The following is an 11463-nucleotide window of genomic DNA, read 5'->3' as shown; positions in this document are numbered from 1 at the left end:
ACCCGTATTTTCGGGAACCGGTCCGGTGCGGCAAAACCAGACGGCCCGCAGCTTTGCTGCGGGCCTTCTGCGTTTAATCAGGTTCCTGCTGCTAGTGCGTGTCTACTGCTTCGACCTCGGCGCGGTCCTCGCCCCACATGGTGTGGAAGGTGCCCTCGGTGTCTACCCGGTGGTAGGTGTGCGCACCAAACAGGTCCCGCAGGCCCTGTGTCAGCGCCGCCGGCAGGCGCTTGCGGCGCAGGCCGTCGTAGTAGGCCAGGGAGGAGGAGAACACCGGCACCGGAATGCCCAGCTGCACGGCTACGGAAACCACGCGGCGCCAGGCCGGAACGGCGGCGGCAATGGACTCCGCGAAGGCCGGAGCGAACAGCAGGTTGGCCGGAGCCTCACCGTCGGCGTAGGCCTTCATGATGTCATCGAGCAGTTCGGCACGGATGATGCAGCCGGCACGCCACAGCGAGGCGATTTCGTCCAGCTTCAAGTCCCAGCCGTATTCCTTGGCAGCGGCGCCCAGCATGTCGATGCCCTGGGCGTAGCTGACCAGCTTGGAGGCGTAGAGCGCCTGCCGGACATCTTCCACAAACGTGTCGGGGAGCTCGACGGCGGATTCCCGGCCTTCAAGCGTTCCCTGCGCGATGGCGCGCTGGTCGCGCTGGGAAGACAGGGCCCGCGCAAAGACTGACTCGGCGATGGCGGAGACCGGTGAACCCAGGTCCAGGCCGGAGACCACGGTCCAGCGGCCGGTGCCCTTCTGTCCCGCGGAATCCACCACTACGTCCACGAACGGCTTGCCCGTTTTCGCATCGACGTGGCCGAGGACCTCGGCGGTGATCTCGATCAGGAAGGAGCTCAGCTGCCCGGTGTTCCATTCGGTGAAGATCTTGGCCTGCTCGGCGGGTTCAATCCCGGCGGCCGAACGCAGAAGGTCGTAAGCCTCGCCGATTACCTGCATGTCGGCATACTCAATGCCGTTGTGGACCATCTTCACGAAGTGGCCGGCGCCGTCGGTGCCGATCCAGGTGCAGCATGGTTCGCCGTCGTACTTCGCGGCGATCTTTTCCAGCATGGGGCCCAGGGAATCGTAGGACTCGCGGGAGCCGCCGGGCATGATGGACGGGCCCAGGAGGGCACCTTCCTCGCCGCCGGAAACGCCGACGCCCACGAAGTGCAGGTCCTTTTCGGCCAGGGCTGCCTCGCGGCGGCGGGTGTCCTCATAGTGCGAGTTGCCGGCGTCGATCACAATGTCGCCCGGCTCCAGCAGGGGCACCAGCTGGTCAATAACGGAGTCCACGGGCCCGCCGGCCTTGACCATGATCAGTACCCGGCGCGGCTTCTCCAGGTTGTCCACCAGTTCCTGCAGTGACTCGGTGCGGATAAAGTCGCCTTCATCGCCGTGCGCTGCCAGCAGGGCATCGGTTTTTTCGATGGAACGGTTGTGCAGGGCCACCGTGTAACCGTTGCGGGCGAGATTGCGGGCAAGGTTAGCGCCCATGACGGCAAGGCCGGTTACACCAATTTGTGCACTCAAGTTCTCTCCAAGGATCTTTCGGGTGCCCAGCGGGCACGGGGCCGGCGCGGGCTGACCTGCGCCGTGTTCAGGCTCCAGCCTATGCTTCTTGGCCGCCTTGCCGCCACATGGTGCCCGACGCGCCGCTAACGCCGGTAGCCGTTGATCACCGAGGCAGCCCCCTCGACAACGTCTATCCCGGCGTCAAGCGTCGAATTGCGGGAACTGAGCACAACAATGCTGTAGTCCTTATCCCAGCCGCGCACGATACCGGCGCTGCCGACGTTCCACACGGCGTCGTCGTCCTGCAGCCAGCCGTTCTTCAGCGCCACCTGGGCCTCATCGGTTCCGGCACTGACTCCCCAGCTCTGCTCCGGGCACACGTTTTCCATCAGGGACACCGCAAAGGCCAGCAGGTCCGGGTCCAGCCAGTCGGCACCGCAGGCGGCGGTCCGGATAATCCTCAACTGGTCCTCAACGCTGGTTTCGGTGGCACCCCATGTCTCTCCCGCTTCGGTGTCCCGGACGCCGATCAGTTCATAGGTGCGGTTCAGTTCGGGCCGTCCGCCCAGCATGCCGTACAGCGCCGTGGTGGCATCGTTGTCGCTGTACTCGATCATCTGCACCGCCAGCGCCTCCTCCTCCTCGGTGAAGCTGCGCTGTTCTTCGCTGGCTTCGCGGACCAGGGTCAGGAGGATGGGTACCTTTACGAGGCTGGCTTCGAGGTAACGGGCTTCGGGGTTGTAGCTCCAGGACTCACCGGTTCCGTTGTCCAGCACCGCCACGGAGATATCCGCGTCCCGCTCCTCTGCCAGCTGGTCGAGGGCCGCAGACAGGGCCGCAGCGTCGGCGGATTCGGGCTGCCCCGCCGGAGCCGCCGCCGCGGCCGGCGGGGGCACTACAGCCGGAGCATTTGCCCCGCTAGCCGGGTGTCCGGCGCAGCCTGCGGCGGACAGCAGAATCAGTACAACCGCCGCTGCGCCCGCGGAGGAGTTCGCCTTTGCCGCCATTCCACCACCTCTTCCGCCTGCGTGAACCGTTCCGCGGACCCTCACGGGGGCCGGGGATCCTACCTAACCAGATGTAGCACCGGAGTTTTAAAGTTTCCTGAGTTGTGCCCCGTGATGCTGCACGGGGCGCGCCGCCGGCGGGGAGGGTCAACTTAACGCAAAAAACCGCCGTTGTCCTCCGCAATTTCTGCGAAAGGCAACGGCGGCCGCTTGGTGGGTCCTACCGGGATCGAACCGATGACATCCACGGTGTAAACGTGGCGCTCTACCAGCTGAGCTAAAGACCCTCAAGAGGTGCTGCCGGTCCGGGAGGATTCCCCCGCGGGCCCTGCATCACGAGGAATTACATTACCGCAAGATCCGGACGCTGCCTAATCGGCGATTCCGGAGGAGGGCTGTTCCGGTGCGGTCCCGGCCGGCGGCAGGTCCGGAAGGTTTTGGGCGAGCCAGGTCAGGGCAGTGCTCACACCCATGTCGATCTTCAGGTCGGCCAGCGGGTCCCCCCGTGTCGTGCCCCGGTTAACGATCACCACGGGTTTGCCGGCCTTCGCGGCGTAACGGACAAAGCGCAGTCCGCTCATCACTGTCAGGGACGAGCCGGCAACGAGCAGCGCACCGGCCGCGTCCACCACTGCAAACGCCTCGGCCACCCGGTCCTTGGGTACGTTCTCCCCGAAGTACACAAAGTCCGGCTTGAGCATCCCGCCGCAGACCGGGCAGTCTGCCACGACAAAGTCATCCGTATCGGCAATCTCGGCGTCGGCGTCAGGAGCAATTCCGCCGTCCGACCGTACACGCTCGAGGTACCCCGGATTCAGTTCCTGCAGCAGTACCGCCACGTCGGCGCGGGAGAACTCGGTGCGGCAGTTCAAACACACCACCCGGTCATAGCGGCCGTGCAGGTCAATGACATTCTCGCTGCCGGCATCGGTATGCAGCCGGTCCACATTCTGGGTAATCAAGCCCGAGAGCAGGCCCCGGCGCTCGAGCCGAACCACGGCGGCATGCCCGGGATTCGGCACCGCATGGCGCAGGTGGTGCCAACCGATATGGTTTCGCGCCCAGTATCTCCGGCGGAGGTCCGGGTCGCCGACAAACTGCTGGTAGGTCATGGGATTCCGCGGCGGGGCGTCCGGGCCGCGGTAGTCCGGGATGCCGGAATCGGTACTGAGGCCGGCGCCGGTCAGCAGGGCAATGCGCCGTCCGCCGAGATAGCCGGCAGCGCGTTCCAGCTGCCGCTCTTCTTCCGCGCTGGGCTCAGGCACCGCTTCGAGCGCGCTGCCGCTGGCGAAACCGGTCAGCCCCAGCCCGGGGCGGGGTTCTTCCTCACGCTGTACGCTCACAGTGCCTCCAGGGCGTTCCGGTACTGCTGAAGCGGGCGCTCTTCACCCGGCGCGGAACGGATGAGCGCCTTAACGCTGCCCGATCCGTCAATCACAAAGCTGGCACGTTCTGCCAGGCCCTGCGCATCATTAAAGGCTCCGTAAGACCGCGCGGTGGCGCCGTGGGGCCAGAAATCCGAAAGCAGGTCGAACTCGAAACCCTCCTGTTCAGCCCAGGCACGCAGGGTGTATCGCGAATCACACGAGACCGCCAGCAGCCGAACGTCCGCATCTTCAAACAGTGCCCGCTCGCCCTGCAGCGCTGCCAGCTCACCGCGGCACACCCGGGAGAAAGCAAACGGGAAGAACACCACCACGACGCCGGAACCCCGAAGGCCGGTGAGGCTCACCTGCTCGCCGAACTGGTTCGGGAGAATGAAATCCGGAGCCGCAGCACCTACCCGGGGCAGGCCTGCGAGCTTCGTCACTTCTTGCGTCGGCTCACCAGGCGGGTGGCGGCCCAGTCCTCGCATACCGCGGGGGACGTGGTCACGTGCAGGCCCGCAGTGGGTGCGGCTTCCTCGATGTCTGCCGGCGGTACGTAGCCCTCCCGGCCGGACTTGGGGGTCAGGACCCAGACCACGCCGCCGTCGTCGAGGGTTGTCAGTGAGTCAACCAGCGCGTCCACAAGGTCGCCGTCGTCTGACCGCCACCACAGGACAACACCGTCCACTACGTCGTGGTCATCTTCGGTGAGCAGCTCGCCCCCGATGAGGTCCTCGAGGTTTTCGCGGAAATCGAAATCCACGTCCTCGTCGTAGCCGAACTCCTGAACCAGGTCCCCGTCCTTGAAACCCAATCTGCTCGCCACGTTTTCCTCAGTGACGGCTTCGGCCTCGCTCACTTCACTCCTCCTGGTTGACTGCATAAATACAAGGGAATCACACATTTGCCGGATTCGCGCGGTCTAAGAGTCAACGAAACACCGAAATACGGCAGCGGACAAGGCCCGGAGGCGGGTACGCCTTCAGCGATGCGGCCCAAGGCAGGCTACGCAACATCGGCGGCGCGGGACTAGAGTGGAAGAAAAGCAGATTTGGGCGCCCAGGCGCGCATACGCGCAAGCGACGATCCGGCGGACAACAGCCGGGTCCACACGAAGAATCTGGCAGACACAATCTGTACAAAGAGAGGTTGGCCGTGGCCGCAGAAGACACAACGGACATCCTGAGCGGGTTAACAAACCAGCTACCGGACCGTGATCCTGAGGAAACCGCAGAATGGATCGAGTCGCTCGACGAGCTGATCCGTTCGCAGGGCACCGAACGCGCGCAGTACATCATGCGATCGCTGCTCCAGCGTGCCGGTTCCCAGAGCGTGGGCGTGCCGATGGTAACCACCACCGACTACGTCAACACCATCCCCGTGGACCAGGAACCTGAGTTCCCCGGCGACGAAGAGATTGAACGGCGTTACCGCGCCTGGCTGCGTTGGAATGCGGCCATCATGGTGCACCGGGCGCAGCGCCCGGGCATCGGCGTCGGCGGCCACATTTCAACCTATGCCGGCGCGGCAACCCTGTACGAAGTCGGCATGAACCACTTCTTCCGGGGCAAGGACCATCCGGGCGGCGGAGACCAGATTTATTTCCAGGGTCACGCTTCCCCCGGTATGTACGCGCGCGCCTTCCTCGAGGGCCGGCTGTCCGAAGAGGACATGGACGGTTTCCGCCAGGAGAAGTCCCGCGAGGGCCACGCCCTTTCCTCCTACCCGCACCCGCGCAGCATGCCGGACTTCTGGGAGTTCCCCACGGTGTCCATGGGTATCGGCCCGATGAACGCCATCTACCAGGCGCAGTCCAACCGTTACCTGCACAACCGCGGCATCAAGGACACGTCCGAGCAGCACGTCTGGGCCTTCCTGGGCGACGGCGAAATGGACGAGCCGGAATCGCGCGGCCTGCTCCAGCTCGCCGCAAATGACAAGCTGGACAACCTGACCTTCGTCGTCAACTGCAACCTGCAGCGCCTCGACGGCCCGGTCCGCGGCAACGGCAAGATCATGCAGGAACTGGAAGCCTTCTTCCGCGGCGCCGGCTGGAACGTCATCAAGGTTGTCTGGGGCCGCGAGTGGGATGACCTGCTGCAGCGGGACAAGGACGGCTCGCTGGTGGAAATCATGAACTCCACCCCCGACGGCGACTACCAGACCTACAAGGCCGAGTCCGGCGGTTTCGTCCGCGACCACTTCTTCGGCAAGAGCCCGGAAACCAAGGAACTCGTCGCCAACCTGACCGACGAGGAAATCTGGAACCTCAAGCGCGGCGGGCACGACTACCGCAAGGTCTACGCCGCCTACAAGGCCGCCATGGAGTTCAAGGGTGCCCCCACGGTCATCCTGGCCCACACGGTCAAGGGCTACGGCCTGGGTACGCACTTCGAGGGCCGCAACGCGACCCACCAGATGAAGAAGCTGACCCTGGATGATCTGAAGGCCTTCCGCGACCACCTGCGGATCCCCATCAGCGACGAACAGCTTGAAGCCGATCCGTACACCCCGCCGTACTACAACCCGGGTCCCGACGCTCCGGAGATCAAGTACATGCTGGAGCGCCGCCGCGAACTGGGCGGCAACGTCCCCGAGCGCCGGGTCAAGCACGAGCCGGTGCACCTGCCGGACGAAAAGGCCTACGAAGTAGCCAACCGCGGCTCCGGCAAGCAGTTGGCAGCCACCACCATGGCCTTCGTCCGCCTGCTCAAGGACCTGATGCGGGACAAGGAATTCGGCAAGCGCATTGTGCCGATCATCCCTGACGAGGCCCGTACCTTCGGCATGGACTCGTTCTTCCCGACGGCGAAGATCTACAACCCCAAGGGCCAGAACTACCTGTCCGTGGACCGGGACCTGGTCCTGGCGTACAAGGAATCCCCGCAGGGGCAAATTGTGCACGTGGGCATCAACGAGGCCGGTTCCATTGCCGCGTTCACCGCTGCGGGCACGTCCTACGCCACGCACGGTGAACCGCTGATCCCGGTCTACGTGTTCTACTCGATGTTCGGGTTCCAGCGCACGGCCGACTACATTTGGGCAGCCACCGACCAGATGGCCCGCGGCTTCCTGATCTCGGCTACCGCCGGCCGCACCACCCTGACCGGTGAAGGCCTGCAGCACGCTGACGGCCACTCGCCGATCCTGGCCTCCACCAACCCCGCGGTGAAGACCTACGACCCGGCCTACGGCTACGAGATCGGGCACATCGTGCGCCACGGCCTCGAGGAGATGTACGGACCGGATTCCAAGGATCCGAACCTCATCTACAACATCATGGTCTACAACGAGCCCATCCAGCAGCCCAAGGCCCCCGAGGACCTTGACGTTGAGGGCATTATCAAGGGCATCTACCTGCTCGCGCCGGCGAAGATCGACGGGCCCCGCACGCAGCTGCTGGCCTCCGGTGTTGCCGTGCCGTGGGCACTGGAAGCCCAGAAGCTGCTGGCTGAAGACTGGGGCGTTTCGGCCGATGTCTGGTCCGTAACTTCTTGGAACGAGCTCCGCCGCGACGGCCTTGCCGCCGAAGAGGAAGCGTTCCTGAATCCCGGTTCGGAGCCCCGCGTGCCGTTCGTGACCCAGCAGCTCGCGGGGGCCACCGGTCCCATCGTGGCGTCCACGGACTACATGAAGGCCGTCCCGGACCAGATCCGCCAGTTCCTGCCGAACGAGTTTGCCACCCTTGGCGCCGACGACTTCGGTTTCGCGGACACCCGCGCAGCAGCACGGCGCTACTTCAAGATCGACAGCCACTCCATGGTGGTGCGTGCACTCGAGATGCTCGCGCGCCGCGGCGAAGTCGACGCCAATGCCCCCAAGGAGGCCATTGAGAAGTACCACCTGCTGGACGTCAATGCCGGCACCAGCGGAAATGCGGGCGGCGACGCCTAAGCGCAGCACCGGATGACGCCTCAGAAGGGCGTCATAAAACGAAGGAACCGCCGCACCCGCGGCGGTTCCTTCGCCTTTAAAGCTCCGTGCGGTCATGCTCCCCCACACACCGGGTCAGCAACCGGCTTCGGCAGAACTACGCCTGGGTCTCCCTGCCGGCTACGCTCGCCGAGCTGGCCGACGCTTTGGAGGGTGTCTACACCAATGGCGTGAAGCCCAAGCTGCCGGCCTAGCGAAGTTGTAGCCTTCACACAAAATGGTGGTTCGGGTACGCAGGCCGTAAGCTCGCAGGTATGCCAATGAGTCCCAGCACGTCCGCTGCCTCGACGCAGAAGCCGCCGGCCGCAGACCAGTCCACCGTGGAGCGCCTGAAGGCCAACATCGGCAAGCTCTCCACGGCGACCCTCCAGCAGCTGGATATTTCGCTGCCCTGGTACCGAGGACTGCGCCCGGACGAACGCTCGGCCCTGGGAATGGTGGCCCAGAAAGGCATTGCCTCCTTTGTGAACTGGTACCAGCGCCCGGCATCCCCGGCCTGGGTGCTCAGCGATGTGTTCGGCACCGCCCCCACCGAGCTCACCCGCTCGATCAGCCTTCAGAAGGCACTGCAGCTGATCCGCGTAGTGGTCCAGGTCGTGGAGGACCGCGTGCCTGAACTGGCTACCAACGAGGTCCAGTCGAAGCTGCGTGAAGCGGTGCTCCGCTACTCCCGCGAGGTGGCGTTCGCCGCTGCTGACGTTTACGCCCGCGCGGCGGAGACCCGCGGTGCATGGGACACGCGGCTGGAGGCGCTGGTGGTTGACGCGATCCTCCGCGGCGAAAGCTCCGACGCGCTGCGTTCCCGCATCGCCGCCGTCGGGTGGACTTCGACGGCGCCGGTCACCGTGATGGTGGGCGGCTCGCCGGCCGAAGCCAACGCCACCTTCGTCAACGAACTGCGCCGGGCTACCGGCCGGCTGGCCGAGGACACCCTCGTGGGCATCCAGGGCGAGCGGCTGATCCTGGTCCTGGGCGGACTGGAAGACAAAGCGTTTTCCTACACCCGGCTCTCGGACCTCTTCGGGCCGGGGCCGGTGGTCTACGGTCCCCCGGCCTCGTCACTGGTAGAGGCGGGCCCGTCCGCACAGGCGGCCTTTGCCGGCCTGACCGCAGCCCGGGCCTGGCCTGCCGCGCCCCGTCCGGTGGCTGCGGACGACCTGTGGCCCGAACGGGTGATGTCCGGCGATGACACCGCACGCATTGCCCTGGTGGAAAGCATCTACACCCCGCTGCTCGGGGCCTCCAACGGGCTGGCGGACACCCTGAGCGCCTACCTCTCGCTGGGCCATTCCCTGGAAGCCACCGCCCGGGAACTCTTCGTCCATGCCAACACCGTCCGGTACCGGCTGCGCCGCGTCTGCGACGTCACCGGCTGGGACCCCATGCTGCCCCGCGAGGCCTTTGTCCTGCAGACCGCACTGGTGGTCGGCCGGCTGGCCCCGGCCGGCAAAGCCACGCCGGAAAAGCCTCCGGCACGCGCCTGAAACTTGTCCAAGCGCCGATCCTGCCTTGTAGACTTCCTACAACCCCGTCCCGGGAGCTTGGTCTACGCAAACACCCGGTCCCGTCCCCTAAGTTTGGAAAGCTGTATACGTGCTTGCAATTGTCTGCCCCGGCCAGGGGTCCCAAACACCAGGATTCCTCGCGCCGTGGCTGGAACTGCCCGGAGTGCGGGAACATCTTTCCGCGTTGAGTGACCTTGCCGGGCTGGACCTCATTGCCCACGGCACGGTCTCCGACGAGGACACCATCAAGGACACCGCGGTGGCCCAGCCGCTGATTGTCGCGGCAGGGCTGATGGCAGCCCGCCTGCTGCTGGACCCGTCGCAGCTGACATCCTCCACCGTGCTGGCCGGACATTCGGTCGGAGAGATCACTGCCTCCGCCCTCGCCGGGGCCCTGCAGGAGAAAGACGCCATGGTTTTCGTGCGGGAGCGCGCCAACGCCATGGCACGCGCCGCCGCCGTTGAGCCCACAGGCATGAGCGCCATCCTGGGCGGGGATCCCGACGACGTTGCCGCCGTCCTGGAAGCCGCCGGGCTCACCGCCGCCAATGCCAACGGCGGCGGGCAGGTTGTGGCTGCCGGAACGCACAACCAGCTGGAAGTCCTCACCGCCGCACCACCGGCCAAGGCGCGCGTGATCCCGCTGAAGGTTGCCGGCGCCTTCCACACCGCCCACATGGCACCGGCCGTCACCGTCCTCGAGGCGCTGCGTTCCTCCCTCTCTCCGCAAGCTCCCCTGCCGACCCTCCTCTCCAACCACGACGGCGCTGCCGTGGTTTCGGGCGAAGCGAACCTCGACAGCCTGATCGCCCAGGTTTCCCGGCCCGTACGCTGGGACCTGTGCATGGAGAACATGCTGGCCATGGGCGTCACCGGGCTCCTGGAACTGCCGCCGGCCGGAACCCTGACCGGGCTGGCCCGCCGGGGCATGAAGGGGGTTCCCACCATGGCCCTGAAATCCCCAGAAGATATATCTGCCGCCCGGGAGTTCATCCGTGAACATTCCGGTGCCGGCGCACCAACCGGAGAAGGTAACGCGTGAGCACGCCCACCCTGAAGCAATCCCCCGTCAACGAGTTCAGCCGGATCCTTGGCATCGGCGCTTTCCGCCCCGACGTCATTGTCAGCAATGACGACGTGTGCCAGTGGATCGACTCCTCGGACGAATGGATCCGCCAGCGTACGGGCATCGTCACCCGGCACCGTGCGGACAAGGGCACCTCGGTGGTGGACATGGCCGAAGCTGCCGGACGGGAAGCGCTCCAGAACGCCGGCATCGACGGCTCACAGCTGGGGGCGGTCATCGTTTCCACCGTGACCCACCCGTTCGCCACCCCGTCCGCCGCCACCCAGATCACTGAACGGCTGGGGGCCACCCCGGCACCCGCCTACGACGTTTCCGCCGCCTGCGCCGGCTACTGCTACGGCGTGGCCCAGGCGGATGCGCTGGTCCGTTCCGGTGCGGCCAACTACGTGCTGGTCATCGGTGTGGAGAAGCTTTCGGACTTCATCGACAACACCGAACGCACCATCTCCTTCCTCCTCGGCGACGGCGCGGGCGCCGTCGTCGTTGGTCCGTCCGAAACTCCGGGCATTGCACCTTCGATCTGGGGTTCGGACGGCAGCAAGTCCGGAGCAATCGGCATGACCCATTCCATGCTTGACGTGCGCGAGCTGTCCCTGGCCGCCGAGGCCGACGGCGGGATGAGCCCCGCGGACCTCGCCGCCCGGGACACCAAGCTCTGGCCGACGCTGCGCCAGGACGGCCAGACCGTGTTCCGCTGGGCGGTGTGGGAAATGGCGAAAGCAGCCCAGCAGGCCCTCGACGCCGCCGGCATCACCGCCGACGACCTGTCCGCCTTCGTGCCCCACCAGGCCAACATGCGGATCATCGACGAAATGGCCAAGCAGCTGAAACTGCCTGAATCGGTCATCATTGCCCGGGACATTGCCGACGCCGGCAACACCTCGGCGGCCTCCATTCCGCTGGCCACCTACCGGCTGCTGAAGGAACACCCGGAACTGAGCGGCAAGCTTTCGCTGCAGATCGGATTCGGTGCCGGGCTGGTCTTCGGCGCGCAGGTAGTTGTCCTCCCTTAGGCTGCACCACCCGCCGTGCGGATCCTTCCGGACCCGCACGG

General features: G+C 65.8%; 10 protein-coding genes and 1 tRNA gene. 5 read left to right on the top strand and 6 right to left on the bottom strand.

Going from position 1 to position 11463, the window contains the following annotated elements:
• Positions 1–91: 91 nt before the first annotated feature.
• The 6 genes from gndA to LOC57_RS06705 form a co-directional block, all read right to left on the bottom strand.
• Positions 92–1528, bottom strand: a complete 1437-nt coding sequence (gene gndA / locus LOC57_RS06730) for an NADP-dependent phosphogluconate dehydrogenase (protein WP_227911674.1) — start codon at positions 1526–1528, stop codon at positions 92–94.
• 125 nt (positions 1529–1653) lie between these two features.
• On the bottom strand, positions 1654–2517 hold the full coding sequence (locus tag LOC57_RS06725; protein ID WP_229958830.1) for a serine hydrolase: 864 nt from the start codon (positions 2515–2517) through the stop codon (positions 1654–1656).
• Between the two features lie 211 nt (positions 2518–2728).
• Positions 2729–2804: transfer RNA gene (locus tag LOC57_RS06720), tRNA-Val, on the bottom strand.
• Between the two features lie 84 nt (positions 2805–2888).
• Positions 2889–3860, bottom strand: a complete 972-nt coding sequence (locus tag LOC57_RS06715; protein ID WP_227911676.1) for an NAD-dependent protein deacetylase — start codon at positions 3858–3860, stop codon at positions 2889–2891.
• The gene (locus LOC57_RS06710) at positions 3857–4327 is read right to left on the bottom strand and encodes a redoxin domain-containing protein (protein WP_227926105.1); all 471 of its coding nucleotides are present in this window, start codon (positions 4325–4327) and stop codon (positions 3857–3859) included. The genes LOC57_RS06715 and LOC57_RS06710 overlap by 4 nt, the downstream gene beginning before the upstream one ends.
• Positions 4324–4743, bottom strand: a complete 420-nt coding sequence (locus LOC57_RS06705; RefSeq protein WP_227911678.1) for a DUF3052 domain-containing protein — start codon at positions 4741–4743, stop codon at positions 4324–4326. The genes LOC57_RS06710 and LOC57_RS06705 overlap by 4 nt, the downstream gene beginning before the upstream one ends.
• Before the next feature lie 290 nt (positions 4744–5033).
• Here LOC57_RS06705 and aceE point away from each other — a divergent pair, with 290 nt between their 5' ends.
• From aceE to LOC57_RS06680, 5 genes are all read left to right on the top strand, one after another.
• Entirely contained in the window at positions 5034–7778 is a 2745-nt protein-coding gene (gene aceE, locus LOC57_RS06700; protein WP_231700587.1) for a pyruvate dehydrogenase (acetyl-transferring), homodimeric type, read from the top strand.
• A gap of 86 nt (positions 7779–7864) precedes the next feature.
• Positions 7865–8011 carry a hypothetical protein gene (locus LOC57_RS06695; RefSeq protein WP_229958828.1) on the top strand — a complete coding sequence of 49 codons (147 nt, stop codon included), beginning with the start codon at positions 7865–7867 and terminating at the stop codon, positions 8009–8011.
• Between the two features lie 60 nt (positions 8012–8071).
• Positions 8072–9301, top strand: coding sequence for a PucR family transcriptional regulator (locus LOC57_RS06690; RefSeq protein ID WP_442860709.1), 1230 nt, complete (start codon positions 8072–8074; stop codon positions 9299–9301).
• Positions 9302–9410: 109 nt separating this feature from the next.
• Positions 9411–10364 carry an ACP S-malonyltransferase gene (locus LOC57_RS06685; RefSeq protein ID WP_227911681.1) on the top strand — a complete coding sequence of 318 codons (954 nt, stop codon included), beginning with the start codon at positions 9411–9413 and terminating at the stop codon, positions 10362–10364.
• Complete coding sequence (locus tag LOC57_RS06680; protein WP_227911682.1) at positions 10361–11422, top strand: beta-ketoacyl-ACP synthase III; 1062 nt, start codon at positions 10361–10363, stop codon at positions 11420–11422. The genes LOC57_RS06685 and LOC57_RS06680 overlap by 4 nt, the downstream gene beginning before the upstream one ends.
• The last annotated feature ends 41 nt before the right edge of the window (positions 11423–11463 follow it).

Origin of the sequence: Arthrobacter sp. zg-Y750 (assembly GCF_020907365.1) — a bacterium.
In the GTDB taxonomy this organism is placed as follows: domain Bacteria; phylum Actinomycetota; class Actinomycetes; order Actinomycetales; family Micrococcaceae; genus Arthrobacter_B.
The sequence above is the reverse complement of the archived record's forward strand: the minus strand, read 5'-3'. Positions and strand labels throughout refer to the sequence as shown.